Annotated in this window: 10 protein-coding genes and 4 pseudogenes; 4 read left to right on the top strand and 10 right to left on the bottom strand. The window is 71.3% G+C overall.

Annotated features, from left to right (window positions below; all coding sequences use genetic code 11):
* Positions 1-13: 13 nt before the first annotated feature.
* Positions 14-1462, bottom strand: a complete 1449-nt coding sequence (locus AB0E62_RS28790; protein ID WP_362199972.1) for a class I adenylate-forming enzyme family protein — start codon at positions 1460-1462, stop codon at positions 14-16.
* Positions 1459-2886 carry a nitroreductase family protein gene (locus AB0E62_RS28785; protein ID WP_362199969.1) on the bottom strand — a complete coding sequence of 476 codons (1428 nt, stop codon included), beginning with the start codon at positions 2884-2886 and terminating at the stop codon, positions 1459-1461. Before AB0E62_RS28785 ends, AB0E62_RS28790 begins: the two co-directional genes overlap by 4 nt.
* Before the next feature lie 499 nt (positions 2887-3385).
* On the opposite strand from AB0E62_RS28785, the pseudogene AB0E62_RS28780 reads away from it, so the two are divergent.
* Positions 3386-3604, top strand: a pseudogene (locus AB0E62_RS28780) (hypothetical protein); the annotation flags it as partial.
* A gap of 117 nt (positions 3605-3721) precedes the next feature.
* Here the strand turns inward: AB0E62_RS28780 and AB0E62_RS28775 are convergent.
* From AB0E62_RS28775 to AB0E62_RS28760, 4 genes and pseudogenes are all read right to left on the bottom strand, one after another.
* A complete protein-coding gene (locus AB0E62_RS28775; protein ID WP_362199966.1) occupies positions 3722-4417 on the bottom strand; it encodes an ABC transporter ATP-binding protein in 696 nt (231 codons plus the stop codon).
* Positions 4414-4650 (bottom strand): annotated as a pseudogene (locus AB0E62_RS28770) (FtsX-like permease family protein); the annotation flags it as partial. The gene AB0E62_RS28775 and the pseudogene AB0E62_RS28770, both read right to left, overlap by 4 nt.
* Before the next feature lie 647 nt (positions 4651-5297).
* Complete coding sequence (locus AB0E62_RS28765; RefSeq protein WP_362199963.1) at positions 5298-5522, bottom strand: hypothetical protein; 225 nt, start codon at positions 5520-5522, stop codon at positions 5298-5300.
* A gap of 171 nt (positions 5523-5693) precedes the next feature.
* Positions 5694-6107: a MerR family transcriptional regulator gene (locus AB0E62_RS28760; RefSeq protein ID WP_362200080.1), complete on the bottom strand. Its 414-nt coding sequence runs from the start codon at positions 6105-6107 to the stop codon at positions 5694-5696.
* Positions 6108-6509: 402 nt separating this feature from the next.
* Between AB0E62_RS28760 and AB0E62_RS28755 the strand changes: the two genes are divergently transcribed.
* Positions 6510-8015 carry a SulP family inorganic anion transporter gene (locus tag AB0E62_RS28755; RefSeq protein ID WP_362199960.1) on the top strand — a complete coding sequence of 502 codons (1506 nt, stop codon included), beginning with the start codon at positions 6510-6512 and terminating at the stop codon, positions 8013-8015.
* A 301-nt stretch (positions 8016-8316) separates the two neighbouring features.
* Here AB0E62_RS28755 and AB0E62_RS28750 read toward each other — a convergent pair whose 3' ends face one another.
* Positions 8317-8463 (bottom strand): hypothetical protein, encoded by a 147-nt coding sequence (locus tag AB0E62_RS28750; protein WP_362199957.1) that lies wholly within the window; start codon positions 8461-8463, stop codon positions 8317-8319.
* 172 nt (positions 8464-8635) lie between these two features.
* Between AB0E62_RS28750 and AB0E62_RS28745 the strand changes: the two genes are divergently transcribed.
* Positions 8636-10951: an ATP/GTP-binding protein gene (locus tag AB0E62_RS28745; protein ID WP_362199954.1), complete on the top strand. Its 2316-nt coding sequence runs from the start codon at positions 8636-8638 to the stop codon at positions 10949-10951.
* A gap of 44 nt (positions 10952-10995) precedes the next feature.
* A pseudogene (locus AB0E62_RS28740) lies at positions 10996-11544 on the top strand (IS5 family transposase); the annotation flags it as partial.
* A 460-nt stretch (positions 11545-12004) separates the two neighbouring features.
* Here AB0E62_RS28740 and arr read toward each other — a convergent pair.
* The 3 genes and pseudogenes from arr to AB0E62_RS28725 form a co-directional block, all read right to left on the bottom strand.
* Positions 12005-12415, bottom strand: a complete 411-nt coding sequence (gene arr, locus AB0E62_RS28735; RefSeq protein ID WP_362199951.1) for an NAD(+)--rifampin ADP-ribosyltransferase — start codon at positions 12413-12415, stop codon at positions 12005-12007.
* 390 nt (positions 12416-12805) lie between these two features.
* Positions 12806-15190 (bottom strand): phosphoketolase family protein, encoded by a 2385-nt coding sequence (locus tag AB0E62_RS28730; protein WP_362199948.1) that lies wholly within the window; start codon positions 15188-15190, stop codon positions 12806-12808.
* A gap of 510 nt (positions 15191-15700) precedes the next feature.
* Positions 15701-15912 (bottom strand): annotated as a pseudogene (locus AB0E62_RS28725) (DNA-binding response regulator); the annotation flags it as partial.
* Positions 15913-16208 lie beyond the last annotated feature (296 nt).

Genomic DNA, 16208 nt, shown 5'->3' with positions numbered 1-16208 from the left:
GTCGAAGGGAGGTTCAGTGGCTGTCTGGGGTGGTGAGCAGGCGGCGCAGGCGCTCGACGGACGGCTTGCCGATCGAGTTCGCCGGTATCCGGTCCACCAGGCGCAGGATGCCGGGCACCTTGAACGACGGGAGGGTCGCCGCGCAGTGCGCGCGCAGGGACTGCGTGGTCACGCCCGGTTCCGCGGCGACGACGGCGGCCAGGGCCGGTTCGCCGTGCTGGTTCTCGGCCTCGAAGGCGACCGCGTCCAGGACCCCGGGGGCCGCGCGCAGCACGTCGGCGATCTCGATCGGGTCGATCTTGCGCCCGCCCACGTTGACCATCCGGCTCGTGCGCCCGGTCAGGTGGAGCGCGCCGTCGAGCAGCCGGCCCTGGTCACCGGTGTGGTAGTAGCCCTCGTCGTCGAGACGCTGCTCGAACAGGCCGGGCGCGTTGAGGTAACGCGAGCCCATCGACTCGCTCCTGACCCGGATGCCGTGCTCCTCGGCGAGCAGGTGCACACCGGGCAGGGGCGTGCCGAGCCCGCCGCCGGTGGCGTCGGCGGCGTACGTCAGCGGCCCGGTCTCGGCGACGCCGTAGTAGTTGTGGATCGGTACGCCGGTGAGCCGGGTGAACTCCTCGCGCACCGAGTCGCGCAGCGGGGCACCGGAGGAGATCGCGGTGCGTACGGTGGCGAAGCCCTCCTCGGGGGCCCGCCGCACGATCGATTCGTACAGCGCCGGGAACGCCACCAGCCGGGTGGCGGCCGTGTTCTCCAGGAGCCGTACGACGCGGGAGGCGGTGGGCAGACCGTGGGACAGGTGCAGTGAGGCGCCTTGCAGGAAGGCCGCCAGCAACGAGGTGTTGAACGCCAGGCCGTTGGAGAGCGCCGCGAAACAGGCGATCCGGTCCTCGGCCGTGAGACCGGTGCCCTTGACCCAGTTGGCGGCCGCCGCGGACACGGCCGTGCCGGAGAACTCGATGCAGTTGGGCCTGCCGGTGGAGCCGGACGTGAAGCGGCACACCTCGGTGTCGTCCAGCAGCCGCGGACGCGGGGTGTCGTACCGGCGTACCCGGCTGACCGTGAGGTAGCCGAACTCGCCGTCGTCCGTGAGGCTTTCGCTCACGATGTCCCGTACGTCGGCGCTCGGGGCGTGGATCAGCAGGTCCAGCCCGCAGTCCTCGGCGATCCGGGAGAGTTCGAACGGGCCGAACGCCGAGTCGGCCAGGAAGGGCACCGCGCCCGCGAACAGCGTGGCCAGGTAGGCGACCACGTACTCGACGGAGTTGGTGGCGTACAGACCCACCCGGGGCGGTTCGCCGCGCACGTCGTACCGGGCGAGCCGGTCCGCCGCGGCACGGGCCCGCACGGCCAGGTCGGCGTAGCCGAGGAGGCCGTCGGCGTCGGTGACCGCGACCCGGTCTCCGTGGCGGGCGAGGACGTCGGTGAGCACTTCGGGAAGGACGGCGCGCACCGGGGTCACCGCTCGTTCTGGGCGTGCGCCATGGCAAGCCGGTCGAACTTGATGCCCGAGTCGTCCGGGCTGCCGATCAGCAGGGCGTACAGGATCTCGTCGTCCTCCGGCAGCCCCGCCAGCGTTCGCCACAGCGGTGTGTCGAAACCGCCGATGGCGGTCACGCCGACCCGCGCGCGGTGCGCGCCCAGGTAGAGCAGTTGCCCCAGGGCGCCGCAGCGGAAGGCGAGTTCGCGCAGGTTCTCGGCGCCGGCGGCGGAGCCGGCCCCGCCGAGCGGGGTGCGCGGCACGTGCAGCAGCAGGATGGCGGCGGCCCCGGCGAGGGCGCGCTGCTGCATGCAGGCCCGGGCCACCTCGTCGGTGGACGGCAGCCGTCCTGGGCGCCTCTCGCCGGTGTCCAGCCGGTACACCGCGTCGTGTACGGGCTCCGCGGCCGACCGCAGCACGAGCGTGGCGGACAGCGGTGTGGCGTCGGGCAGGTCGGTCTCCAGCGGTGTCGACAGGGCCGAGACCGCTTGCCAGACGGCGGTGGCGGGGACGGGGGCACCGGTGAACGCCTTGCTGGAGGCGCGCGTTCCGATCAGTTCGGACCACTCGGACGCGTCGCCCAGGCCGCTGTCCGCGGCGGACAGCCGTCCGTCCGTGCGGACGCGCGCGAGCGGCGCGGCCGCCATGCGGAGGGCCGGGGCCTCGGTGTGCCCTGTCCACCCGGCGAGGGAGTCCCAGCAGGTGCTTTCCAGCCAGGACCGCCAGGTGGGCCCGCGCCGTTCCCGGTCGGTGTCGTCGTGCACGGTCCACCGGGTCCAGGAGTCGTCGGCCGGACCGGCCGGCAGCAGGGTCACCGAGTGAATCTCCCGGCAGTTCTCGTTCGCCTCCAGCAATTGAGACAGGGATTCCCTCGGGAAGCGCAGCCGTAGCGCCCCCGCCGCGCCACGGCCGGCCGCGGCCAGTACGAGGTTCCCGGCCGCGTGTCCCGCATCGAGCTGGGTGTAGAGGTACCCTCGGTCGCCATATTTGCGCATGGAAAGCCATGGGCGGGTGAGTGTGACGACCAGGGCGCCGTCCCCTTCCGGGACGGCCAGATCGGACGCGTCGAGTGCGGCGGCGACGGCCGCTCCGGCGGCGACCCGGGCGCAGGTGCGCCGGTCTGCGTCGACCCGGAACGCCGTCGGCACGCCGTCCTCACTGGCGAGGACGGCGAACTCGTAGGGATACAGGGCACCGGCCGACGGCACCGCCCGCGCCGCGTACGAACCGCAGGAGCGGTTGGCCTTACTGGTCAGCACACCTTCCTCGAGCAAGGACAGGGCGCGGCGCAGTCCGGGCGCGGCGACGGGACCGGCGGGTGGTTCGGGGGGCGCCGACGGCAGCGCCACCCGGTCCCACAGGTCGGCTTCCGGCACGGGTTCACGTACGGTCAGATTTCCTTGCACGTCGGCACCAGCCTCCTGTTGTCTGACAGCCCACGGGATGTGCCTGAGACGGGCGGTGACCTCCGTACGGACGGCACGGAGGTCATACACCAATGCGCGGATGTGACATTTGCATAGGCAATTACATCTTGCAGAACTTGCAGATGCTCTTCGATCAGGACTGACGAGTTCTCGGATCGCGAGACGGGTGCGTGACCTTCTGGAACCGGAATGCGGCACGCATCCGGGAGAGCGTCGTACAGGAAGAGAACACATGATCGGTTACGGCCATCGCCAGCATGCCAAGCGGCCCCGCATTGGTCAAGACCAATGAAGCAAGGCTGTTTAATGAACGACCACACCGTGGCCGTCGGATCGCCACGCCCCGGCCCTGCCGACCCGGGAAATCGTCGCAAACCAGCCGGGTCGTGCCCGGGCCGGCCGGACAGGTACACGGTCCGCAAGCCGTCGCGGCCGACCGCAGGAAGGAGCGGTCAAGTCGACGAAGATCCCTTGGTGCTTGCAGGAGGGAGCCGGGGGCTGTGCTGCCCGACAGCGGTACCCCGCGTGTGGACATGCTCAAGGGCCGCGGAACATCCCGCACACGCACGGCAGTGAACACTTCCGCCACCCGATCGTCGGCCCGCTCACCCTCGACCACGAGTCCCTCACCACGCCCGCCGACCCGGACCAGCGGCTGAGTGTCCACACCGCCGAGGCAGGCTCCAGCTCCGAAGAGGCGCTTCGGCTGTGCGCCCCACCGCCGGTGTCGTCAAGGGGGAAGAACCGGCGGGATTGGGGGCAATGCGACCTGCCCCGTCGTGTCGCGCCGCAACTCTCCACACGTAGTCGGAGGTCAAAACTCAAGCTGGCGGCTCACGGCTGGGATGCGCAGGCGTCCGTCGTGGACTTCGGCGATCTGGTCGACGGCGGTGAGGTGGGTGCGATCGTGCGTGACCAGGACGGTGGCGGTGGCCTGCTGGTGGGTGAGGCGGGTGATCAGGTCGAGGACTGCGGCGCCGCGTTCGTGGTCGAGGGCGCTGGTGGGTTCGTCGACCAGGAGGACGGTGGGGTCGTTCATCAGGGCGCGGGCGATGTTGATGCGCTGGCGCTGTCCGCCGGAGAGCTGGTGGGGGTGGCGGTCGGCCTGGTCGGCGAGGCCGACGGCGTTGAGGAGCTCCATCGCGCGGTCGCGTGCGGTGCTGGGTCTGCGGCCGTCGATCTGGGCCATGACCTGGAGTTGTTCGGCGGCAGTGAGGGAGGGCAGCAGGTTGGGCTGCTGGAAGACGATGCCGATCTTGTGGCGGCGTAGTTCGGTGAGTGCGCCGCGGGTGAGGCCGGTGGTGGTCTGCCCGTCGATGGTGACGGTGCCGGTGTCGGGCGTGATGAGGGTGGCGGCGACGGCCAGGAGGCTGGACTTGCCGGACCCGGAAGGGCCGACCACGGCGGTCAGACTGCCTTGGGGAACCTCCAGGCTGACCCGGTCGAGGGCGGTCAGGCGGGTGTCGCCGTCGGGGTAGGTGAGGGTGATGTCGGTCAGGGTCAGGCTCATCGGGCGCTCCCCAGGGCGGCCAGCGGGTCGACGGAGGTGATGCGGCGGATGGACAGGGCGGCTCCGAGGGCGCCGAGGAGGATCATCACGGCGGCCGGGAGCAGGATGGCGGCGGGGGTGAGGAGGAACGGCACGGCAGAGCCGGACACGAGTGCTCCCAGGGCGGCGGCGATGCCGGTGCCCAGGAGAGTGCCGCCGGTGAGCAGGACGACGGCCTGGCCGAGGGCGTCCTTGAATGGATTCGTCCAGGTGGCGCGTCCGGCGTCGGCTGCTGCGCGGATCCGGTCGGAGTGCGCTGCCCGCAGCAGTTCGGTGAGCGGCGACTCAGGAGGCAGAGCGCGAGGGGTGTTGCGTCGGGGCAAGGCAGCCAGTTCTCCCTGAGGGGCAGTTCGTCACAGGGCCGTGCATCGGCCTGCTCGCGGGCGTGGTCCCAGGCGACTTCTCCGAATGGGACACCGGCGCGGCGAAGGTGTTCGCGGAACACCGTGATCCACCGGTCGCCCTGGCGGTCGCGCACCCAGATCCGGAAGGTGTCGCGGGGGTCGCAGCGGAGCTGCCGGAGGCCCTTCTTCTCCGCCACCCCGGAGTGCCGGCGACGCCATGGGCCCAACTCGACGTCGCCTTGGGTGCGGTGCCTGATCCGGATGCCGTAGGGGTTGATCACCTGCCGGCGCTCGGGCGCAGACCGCGATGATCCACTCGCCGAGAAGCCCTGCTGCTCGGGCAGCGACCACAGCGGCCTGTCTTCCAGCTTCCGGCCCCGCCGGTCCGCGGCCGAACCGGTGCAGCAGTGCGCGGCGGCCCATCACCGTTCGCACGAGCCCGGCCCCGCCCCTGGCACTGCGCCGAGCGCGCCGCAGTCAGCGGGAGCGGCGGCCGGTCACCAGGCATCGACCGGGAGTTCTACCGCCCGACGGAATGTCGACGAACGCTGCTTCAGCCGGCTCAAGGGCTTCCGCGGTATCGCCTCTGAACTCCGGCCCTCCGGCCGGTCGACGGTCATGGTGTCCGTCAACGCGAGCGCGCGGGCGATCTCCTCCTCGGCCACCCCGGCGGGCGGGGCAAGGAGCTCGGCGGGGTCGCGGATTTCGTCGGGCCAGCGCATGGCGTACGGGATCAGGACATCGTCGCGTACCCGCTGCAGCCCGAGGCGCTCGCGGCCGGCCCGGGCGTACTCCGCGACAGCCTCCTTCGCCGAGCGGGACAGGACTCTGACCGGCGGCTTGTACGGTCTGGCCGCGACCTGTCCGCCCAGGCACGCTGCCTGGACGGCGGGTCAAGGGCGGGCCGGTTCGCTCTCCGGGAGACGGGCTCGCAGGGTGGCCGCGAAATCCTCGGCACGCGCGAGTTGGACACGCAGTTTCTCCACCTGCTCCGCCGCGCTCCGCTCATACCCGCGTACGCGGGTGATGAGCGCTTCGCGCTCGTCGGGGTCCAGTTCGTTGCCACCGGTGTCGAGGCGGTCGGTGGCGTCCAGCAAATCCCGCATCTGGTCCAATGTGAAGCCGAGCGGCTTCATCCGGCGGATCACCATGAGTCGTGCGACGTCGGTCTCGGTGTAGAGGCGGAAGCCGCCCTGGGAGCGGGCGGACGGGATGACCAGGCCGTTCTCCTCGTAGTGCCGGATGGTGCGCAGGGACAGCTCCGTCCGCGCGGCGACCTCACCGATCTGCATGTGCTTGCCGTGCACGCCCTCGTCCCTGGCCCTTCCTGTCATGACGCCGCCTCCCGCGCGACTCCACCGAATCCCTACCCTAACGTTAGGGTAGGGTTCACGGTGAGGGTGGCCCGGCCGCTCCGCTGTTGTCGTTCCGGGGTCGAAGGCGCCCCCTGCCAAGACCGAGCCCCTCAGGAGAGAGCGTGCGCGAGCCGATGCCGCCGATCGCCGCCGTCTGCCCGCCGTGACCCTTCACCGCCCGATCTGAGCTGCCCTGCCCCTCGTGCGCGCCGCCGCCTCACGCCCGTCCTCCACGGCTTCCGGCCCCCTCCTGCGGGCCGTCCGCGGAGCATCGGCCCGGCCTCCTCGCTCTTCCTTTCCCGCACACCCCGGCTGCCGGTGGGTGTGCCCGAACACGGACAGGTACACATCTCCTTGTCTTCCACCATCGCGACTCCCGCCGCGCGTCTGCGCGGCCTCAGGCCGGACTGGCTGAGCAATCCCAAGGTGTGGCGCACCGAGGTTTTGGCCGGCCTGGTCGTCGGCCTGGCCCTGATCCCTGAGGCGATCTCCTTCTCGATCATCGCCGGTGTCGACCCGGCGATCGGCTTGTTCGCCTCCTTCACCATGGCCGTGACCATCTCCGTCGTGGGCGGACGCCGTGCGATGATCTCCGCCGCCACCGGCGCGGTCGCGCTCGTCATCGCGCCCGTGAATCGCGAGTACGGCATGGGCTACCTGGTGGCCACCGTGATCCTGGCCGGCCTCTTCCAGATCTTCCTCGGCGCGGTGGGCGTGGCCAAGCTCATGCGATTCGTTCCCCGCTCGGTGATGACCGGTTTCGTCAACGCCCTCGCCATCATGATCTTCATGGCGCAGGTGCCGGAGATACGCGACGTGCCCTGGCCGGTCTACCCGCTGATCGCCGGTGGGCTGGCGCTGATGGTGATCTTCCCGAAGATCACCAGGGTGATCCCGGCACCGCTGGTGTCCATCGTCGTGCTCACCGTGATCACCATCGCGGCCGGTATCGCCGTCCCCGCCGTCGGCGACAAGGGGGAACTGCCCTCAGCGCTACCGGTGCCCGGCCTGCCGGACGTGCCGTTCGACCTGGACACCCTGACCACCATCGCCCCCTACGCCCTGGCGATGGCGCTGGTCGGCCTGATGGAGTCGCTGATGACCGCGAAGCTGGTCGACGACATCACAGACACCCACTCCTCCAAGACCCGCGAGTCCATCGGCCAGGGCATCGCCAACATCGTCACCGGTTTCTTCGGCGGTATGGGCGGCTGCGCCATGATCGGCCAGACCATGATCAACGTGAAGGTGTCCGGCGCCCGTACCCGCGTCTCCACCTTCCTCGCCGGTGTCTTCCTGATGGTGCTGTGCGTCGTCTTCGGCCCGGTCGTCTCCGACATCCCCATGGCCGCCCTGGTCGCCGTCATGGTCATGGTCGCCTTCGGCACCTTCGACTGGCACTCCATCTCCCCCAGGACGCTGAAGCGGCTGCCGGCCGGGGAGATCACCGTCACGGTCATCACCGTGATCGTCGTGGTCGCCACCTCCAACCTCGCCATCGGCGTCGTCGTCGGCTCGGTCACCGCCATGGTCATCTTCGCCAAGCGCGTCGCCCACCTCGCCCACGTCACCGCCGTCACCGACCCCGTCGGCGACACGGTCGTCTACCGGGTCACCGGGGAGCTGTTCTTCGCCTCCTCCAACGACCTCGTCGGCCAGTTCGACTACGCCGGCGACCCGGACAGGGTCGTCATCGACCTCTCGGCCGCACACATCTGGGACGCCTCCTCCGTCGCCGCCCTCGACGCGATCGAGACCAAGTACAAGCAGCGCGGCAAAACCGTCGAGATCACCGGCCTGAACGACCCCAGCGCCGACCTCCACGGCAAGCTCAGCGGCGAACTCGCCGGCAGCCACTGATGGCCGAGCACACGCTCACAGCACAGGAGCCCGGCCCCACCGGCCGGGTCCTCCCGTCTCACCCCGCCGTTCTGCTCCGGTGAAGGGTGACTACGCGGAGGAGCCACCCTCGGGGACCGGCACCGTGCACGCTCCGGCGCCCGCACCGCACCTGCCTCACACCGCACCCCGAGAACCCGGCCCCGGTTGCCCACCGAGCACACACCGCCCAGACACCGGGTGCACGGCGAGGACGCGGTGGAGCGCGGCACGGCCCGGGGCGACCGCTCCTCGGGGGCCGGTCCGGCTCGGTCCGCCGTGCCTAGGTCCCGCGCAGCCACCACACCAGCAGGGTCACAGCGCCCGAACCGGCGGCCCGCGCCGCGCCGAGGGCCGTCTGCCGGGCCAGACGGCGCCAGAAGGCGGCGCGGGCTGCCCGGGCTCGCCCGGCCTCGTCGATGACGTTCATGCCTCTTCCTCTCGCTCACGCGGGCTCCTGGTCCCATCGTGGCCGCGGTGAGCCGGCCGTAGAGCGTTGCGGGTGTTGCCGCCCGAAGTGGCAGCAACCGGCGCGTGTTGCCACTCTCGGTGGCAACGGCATTGATCAGCCGTGGAGTTGGAGGACCAGCGATACTGGCGGAATGCACGAAGGACACGTACGCATCTCCGGCGAGCCGGCCGTGGCCGCCCCGGCCCGGCCTATTGCGCTGGCCCCTCTGAAGGAGGGTCTGTCTCCGGAGAAGCGAGCGCTGGCGGAGGATCTGCGCAAGGTCTTTCTGCTCCTCGGAGTCGGCGTGCGGCGTTATGCGGGCCGCCGGTTTCTGGACCCCGGTTCGGTGAGCCGTTACCTCAACGGTGGCCGCGTCCCGCCGTGGGACTTCATCGCCGGGGTCATCGCGGACGTCCGGGACCTGCGCGTCCCCCTCACCCCCGAGGCCGAGGCGGCGCTGCGGGATCTGCACCGTGCGGCGCTCGAAGGCAACCGGCCCAGCAGCGAGATGGAGGCACTCCAGGATCAGCTGGCCGAGGCGGACGAGGAGACCCGTCGTATCACCACGAGGCAGCGTGCCCTGGAGGAGGCGCTGCTGGACCGGGAGGGCCGCCTGGCCCAGGTGCGCAGCCGGTGCCGGAAGCTGGAGTCACAACTGGAGGCACGCCGGGGCGAGGTGGAGCTGTGGCAAGGGGAGTACGCCCTGCTCCAGGAGGAGAGCGGCGACCTCCAGGAGCAGGTCGTCTTTCTCCAGGAGGCATTGGCGGTCACCCGTGCCGAACTGATCGCCGCCGAAGACCGCTGCCACCGGCTGGAGACCCGGCTCGAAACCCTCCAGGAGGTGACCGGGTCCGGTCGGGAGGACGATGAGCCGCCCTCGATCATGGTGATGCTGGAGGAGGCCGACCGCAGGTCCTCGGTGCCGGAGCTGGTGCGCGCCGTGGGCGATCTGGAGTTGCGCACCCGCAAGGCCATGGCGAGTGAGCTGGTGCGGTCGGCCAGTCAGTCCCGCGCCGTCGAGGAGGTGGCCGGGCTCCTGTGCGCGCTGCGGCAGGCGGGGTTCGACGCGCATGCGCGGACCGCGCTGCCCGCCATGGTGATGGTGCGCTCGGTCGACGACACCAGCGCCCTGGCCCGGGAGCTGTTCCGGGAAGGCGTGGAGGACTACGTGGTGGTTCTCATCCAGGCATCGGTCAAGTTCCACCAGTCCGAGGACCTGGCCGGCTTCGCCTCGGCGCTGCACCGGACCGGTCTTCCCGCACATGCCGCGAGTCTCCTGGGCGCGGCGGCCGTGGTCCGTCCGGTACCCGACCTCGTGTCGGTGGCCCTCGACCTGGCCGGTGGCGAACTCGACGACGCGGTGACCGCCGCCATGTCCGCCGCCGCTCAGCGCGCCGTTCCGGATGTGGTGACACTCAGCCTCATGCTGCGTGACCATGGCCTGCTCCGGCAGGCCGATGCCCTGCAGCGGGCGGCGGCGGCCTTACGGTCCGCGGCGGACGTCGCCGAGTTCATACGGTCCCTGACCGATCACGGCCTCGGTCACGACGCAGAGGTGGTCTTCGCGGAGACGCAAGGCCGCAGCGTCGGCCATCTGATCCTGCTCGTCCAGGCGCTCCGGGACGGCCGCGACTGGTCGGTGCTGTCCCGGGCCGCGCAGTACCGTCCCGTCGACGACGTCGCCATCCTGATCAGCGAGCTGCATCTGGCAGGACGTGTCCAGTTCGCGGTGGACCTGCTGGACCTGGTCGTGCGGACGAGAACAGCGGACCAGATCGCCCAGCTGCTGCACCACCTGGACGGCACGGCCCTGGGCGCGGGGCCGCTGCTGTGGAGCGCAGCCCGCGCCCTGGCGCCGGCACAGGCCGCGGCGTTGCTCGCCGGGCTGGAGCGGCACGGCCTGGCAGAACCGGCCGAAATCGTCTTCCGGTGCATGCTGCACGGTGAACTCGTCGGCCAGGCGAGCCTGTTCCTCGCGGCCCTCGCCGAGGCGGGATCGCAGTACGCCGGCGAACACCTCCTGTGCCGGCTCGCCAACGACATGGATCCGGCCCCGCTGGCGTCCCTGCTCCTGGCCCTCGCAACGGCCGGGCTCACCGGCCCCCTCGACGCGGTCATCCGCACCAGGTACGCCGACTGCCCGATCCTCGACGTCACCCTGCTGGCCAAGCAGCTCCCGGCGGGCGGCAGCGTGCGCGGGGAATGGGTGCTGGGATGTGTCCTGGCACACGTGATCCACGTGCGCTCGCTCGCCGATCAGGTGGCCCTGGTCAGCGCCTTGCAGTCCTCGGGTCTCGGCGCGGTCGCGGAACGGCTCGTCACCGGGGCCCTGCGGACGCACGGGCGACGCTTCAGGGACGAACTGACCCGGGAACGGACCAAACACGAGCAGAAGGTCCTGTCGCGCACATTCTGGCTCCCTGACCGCCCCCGGCCCCACTCCCACCGCAGAGGCAAGCGCGAGTAGGGCGACCGCGGCCGGCCCGGGGCACCGCCCAGGCCCCCGAAGCGACGTGCTGGCGCCGGCTGCGGGACCGGAAACGTGGCCGGGGTCCGGCAGCGGTTGCACGAAGTTCTGCTTGCCGAGCTGAACTCGGCACGGGATCTGGACCAGTCTCGCTGTGCGGTCGATTCCTCGCGTGTCAGGGCGTTGAAAGGGGGATCCGCACGGGCCCGTCGCCGGCCGGCCGGGGCCCGGCCGGCGCCAGGCACCATCTGATCACTGACGGCCACGGAACCCCGCTGGCGGTCATGCTGACCGGTGGGAACCGCTACGACGTCACCCGGCTCCTGCCTCTGGTGGATGCCGTTCCGCCAGTGCGTGGCCGGGTCGGCCTGCCACGCCGCAGAGCGGTCACGCTCTACGCGGACCGCGGCTACGACCACGACTGTTATCGCGAGGAGGCCCGCGCCCGGGGTGTGGTGCCCGCCTTCGCCCGGCGCGGCACGGAGCACGGCTCCCACCTGGGCGTCTACCGGTGGGTGGTCGAGCGGACCTTTGCCTGGCCGCACGGCTTCCGCTGGTTACGCGTGCGCTGGGAACGACGAGCAGACATCCACCAAGCGGCCGGGGCTGGTCCGGCAGACGGGCCCGGCTGCAGTACGGCCACGCCTCGGCGAGTTCGTCGGCACGGATCAGGACCTCGCAGCCGTACCACAGCAGGTGGCCGGGGGCCTCGCCAGGACAGCTACCGGCTCTGTCACCTCCGCGGCCCCGAGGGCATCATCGTGGGACTGGCCGAGCAGCTCAGGTGAAGGGCAACGGGGATCCTCCCCGGCAGACCGGCGAGCGGTCGGTATGCGCGGCCGGGCCCCGGCGCGCGTCCGGCTCTGGACGCCGACGGGATTTCCGTACGGCCTCACAGTCGCGACAGGACTGGCCCTGCCGCCGCTGACCGGCATCACTCTCCCGCTGACCCCGGCTGCGGCCGCTCATCGCCGCGGTGGCCGAGACCACCCGGCTGGCCACCGGGCTGTGATCCGGCACGGTTCCCGACGGATGGATCCGCCGGCGACGCCGTCAGTTGATGATTTCGGCGCGCTCGTCCTCACGGATCGCGGCCAGCCGGTCCCGCCACGTCTGGAGGGCTTCGGGCGTCAGGCGCGTCCAGTCGGTGACCTCGCCGACGATCAGGAGCGGCTCCCTGCTGCGGTAGGAGCGGGTGGGGTTGCCGGGGAATTTCCTGTCGGTGACGTTCGGATCGTTCTCGAACTCCCCGGTCGGTTCGACGACGTAGACGCGCGGGGCCCCGTCACCGGCGGCGAGTTCGGCGGCGAGTCCCGCGCCGTCGCGCAACGCGGTGAAGTAGATGTGGTTCATCACGACTTCGGGCCGGTAGTTGGAACGGAAACCGGCGGTGAGGTGGTCTCCTACCCGGAGATCGGCCTTCGTGCCGTGATAGAACGGGCCCTCGTCCAACACCTTGTCCATCAGGACAGGTTATCCCACCGAGGTGTCGTGAGGGCGGACTGTCCAGGCCGGCTGGGCCGTCCCGAGCGGGCCCGTTCCCTTTGCCGGATCCGATGCTCACCGTTGCCGTGAGCGGCCCCACCCTGCCCGCCGGGGGCCACCGAGCCGAAGCGGACGGTGTCGCCCGCGGCGGCTCGATGCCGTACCGGCTGCGCCCGCCCACGAGCGTGCCCCCGGCAACGGTGATCTCCCTGGCCCGCTCGGCGATCAGGCCGCACTCTGACGAGGACGCCGGGGAAGCTGTTCACGGGCGGGGGCGGGCAGGAGGCCGTAGGAGGCGGGGTGCCCGGAGAGGTCGGACACGACCTGGTGCCCCGGCCCTGCCGGCCGCTCCCGGAGGGGGAACGCGGTTCAGCCGTCCCATGTCCAGTCGGCGACCTCCGGCAGGTCCGTTCCGTGCTCGCGGATCCAGACGTGGTGACGTTGCCGGGCGTCCGCCATGCGCTGGCGTACCGCCGCCGCGCGCACCGCGAGCCCGGGGACGCGGTCGATGACGTCCACGACCAGGCGGTAGCGGTCCAGGTCGTTGCGGACGACCATGTCGAACGGCGTGGTCGTGGTGCCGATCTCCTTGTAGCCGCGCACATGCATGCCGCGGTGGCCGGTACGGCGGTAGGCCAGGCGGTGGATCAGCCACGGGTAGCCGTGATAGGCGAAGATCACCGGCTTGTCCGGGGTGAACAGGCCGTCGTACTCGAAGTCGGTCATGCCGTGCGGGTGTTCCTCGCTCGGCATCAGCCGTGCGATGTCGACCACGTTGACCACCCGCACGACCAGCTCGGGCAGGTGCCGGCGCAGCAACTGGGCGGCGGCCAGCACTTCCTGCGTCGGGACGTCGCCCGCGCAGGCGAGCACGGCATCCGGCTCGCGTGAGCCGTCTTCGGTGCCGGCCCACTCCCAGATGCCCGCGCCGCGGGCGCAGTGGACCGTGGCGTCCTCCATCGGCAGCCAGTCGAAGCAGGGCTGTTTGCCGGCGACGATCACGTTGACGTAGTCACGGCTGCGCAGTGCGTGGTCGGCGACCGAGAGCAGGGTGTTGGCGTCCGGTGGGAAGTAGACCCGTACGGCCTCGGGGCTCTTGTTGAGGATGTGGTCGACGAAACCGGGATCCTGGTGGGAGAACCCGTTGTGGTCCTGACGCCACACGTGCGAGGTGAGCAGGTAGTTGAGGGAGGCGATGGGGGCGCGCCAGGGCAGGCGGCGGGTGGTGCGCAGCCACTTGATGTGCTGGTTGACCATCGAGTCGACGATGTGCACGAACGCCTCGTAGCAGGAGAACAGTCCGTGCCGGCCGGTGAGGAGGTAGCCCTCCAGCCAGCCCTGGCAGGTGTGTTCGGAGAGGATCTCCATCACCCGGCCGTGCCGGTCCAGGTGTTCGTCCACGCCGAGGGTGTCGGCCTGCCACGCCTTGCCGCTGGCCGCGTAGACGGCCTGGAGACGGTTCGACGCGGTCTCGTCGGGGCCGACGAGACGGAAGTCCCGGCGGTCGGTGGTGGCCCGCATCACGTCCTCGAGCAGGTCGCCCAGCACGCGGGTCGGCTCGTGCCGGGTGGCGCCCGGCTTGTCGACGCGAACGGCGTACCGTTCGAGCGGCGGCAGGGGCAGTTCGCGCCGCAGGACCCCGCCGTTGGCGTGCGGGCTGGCGCCGAGCCGGCGGGGCCCTGCGGGAACACAGGCCAGCACGTCGGCGCGCGGGGCGCCGTGCTCGTCGAACAGCTCCTCGGGGCGGTAGGAGCGCAGCCACTGTTCGAGCTGCCGCAGATGCTCCGGGTTGTCGCGTACGGCGGCCAGCGGCACCTGGTGGGACCGCCAGGTGCCCTCCACCGGCAGTCCGTCCACCTCGGCCGGACCGGTCCAGCCTTTCGGGGTCCGCAGCACGATCACGGGCCAGCGCGGCCGGTCGGCGACCCCGTCCTCGCGAGCCGCGCGTTGCAGCGCGGTGATGCGGTCCAGGGCGGTGTCCATGGCACGGGCCATCGCGCGGTGGACGGCGGCCGGGTCGTCACCCGTGACGTGGATCGGGTCGTGGCCGTACCCCTTGAGGAGGGCGTCCAGCTCGGTCCCGGGGAGCCGGGACAGCACGGTCGGGTTGGCGATCTTGTAGCCGTTGAGGTGCAGGACCGGCAGGACGGCACCGTCGTGGACGGGGTCGAGGAACTTGTTGGAGTGCCAGGAGGCGGCCAGCGGCCCGGTCTCCGCCTCACCGTCACCGATCACACAGGCGACCAGCAGGCCCGGATTGTCCAGGGCCGCGCCGTAGGCGTGCGAGAGCGAGTAGCCGAGTTCCCCGCCCTCGTGGATCGAGCCGGGCGTCTCGGGCGCGACGTGACTCGGCACTCCCCCGGGGAAGGAGAACTGCTTGAACAGCCGGGTCATGCCGGCCGCGTCCCGCGTGACGTCGGGGTAGGTCTCGGTGTAGGAACCCTCCAGCCAGGAGTTCGCCAGCACCGCCGGCCCTCCGTGCCCGGGTCCCCAGACGCAGATCGCGTCCAGATCGCGGGCCTTGATCACCCGGTTGAGGTGCGTGTGCACGAGGTTCAGGCCCGGCGACGTGCCCCAGTGGCCCAGCAGGCGTGGCTTGACGTGCTCCAGGCGCAACGGCTCGGTCAGCAGGGGGTTGGCCATCAGGTAGATCTGGCCCACGGCCAGATAGTTCGCGGCGCGCCAGTGCGCGTCCAGCGCCTTCAGCTCGTCCTCCTCCAGTCGCGCGGGCGTCTGCTGCTCATCGACGGGCATGTGCATTCCTTTTCGAGGCGGGATGGCGGGATGGCGGGATGGCGGGCGTGCGGACGGACACGTTCCACCCTGGTCCGCCCCGGCGGGTACCCGACAGGACCGTTCGGGCCACATCCATGGAACGGTTCGCGCTCTCGGCGCCGGTTACCGGCGCCGTCGCACATTCTGCGGACCGGGGTACGACGACCGGTGAGCTGTCACCCGCCCATGACGGTCTCCGCCTCCGCCCTGTCGACAGCGAGCCGCGAAGCGCCATGGGCGCGGGCACGGCCCGGAGCTACCCGAGCGCCACCTCGTGAGCTTCGCAGGGGTGCCGGGGCAGCCGCTCGGCGAAGTGTCCAGCGGCCTTCCCCCAGGGCACTCCTCGGGTCGTCCTCCGGGGGCACCCCGGCCTGCCGCCCCGCTGCCGGGCCTTCCTCCCGCCAGGGTGCGCAGCACTTGATCATCACGGGCCGAAGAGGCGGGCCTGACGACGGGACGGGCGGTCGGCGTTCGACTTCCCCGCCGGCAGGACTGGCCCTCGGCCACGGTGGAGGCGGCCGGGCGGGCATCAGGTCCGAGCTCCCGGTCTGCTCATGGACGCACCCGCAGGTGCCCGCCATGATCGAGTCCAGCCCAGCCTCCTCGTCGTCGTCGAAGGAGGTCAGCATCAGGCAGGTCAGCTCCGGGATGCGCGAGCGCGACTCCCGGCACACGGCCACACCGCCGCCGTCCGGCAGCCGGCGTCGCCGTTCCAGGCCGTGGGCGCCTACGAGCGGGGCTCCCTCGACGCCAGGTCACGTCAAGGCCGCCGTGTGCCGGCCGGAGGAACACGGCGGTGAACAGCGAATCCGTACGGAGATCCGCCATGACCACCGGCCACACCCAGCCCCTGCCCACCGGGTCCCCCCGTAGCCGGGCCCGCCCGTCGGCCGACGTGAGGAAGTGCGGACAGAGCCGGGCCGGGCCGGTGCCGGGCGGTCGCCGGTCGCGGCCCGCCGGCCGCTGGTTGGTCGCTGGTCGCGGCGGGGCGCGCCGA

Origin of the sequence: Streptomyces sp. NPDC038707, from assembly GCF_040636485.1 — a bacterium.
GTDB lineage: Bacteria > Actinomycetota > Actinomycetes > Streptomycetales > Streptomycetaceae > Streptomyces.
Note: the sequence above shows the minus strand (reverse complement) of the source record. Positions and strands in the feature narration are given on the sequence as shown.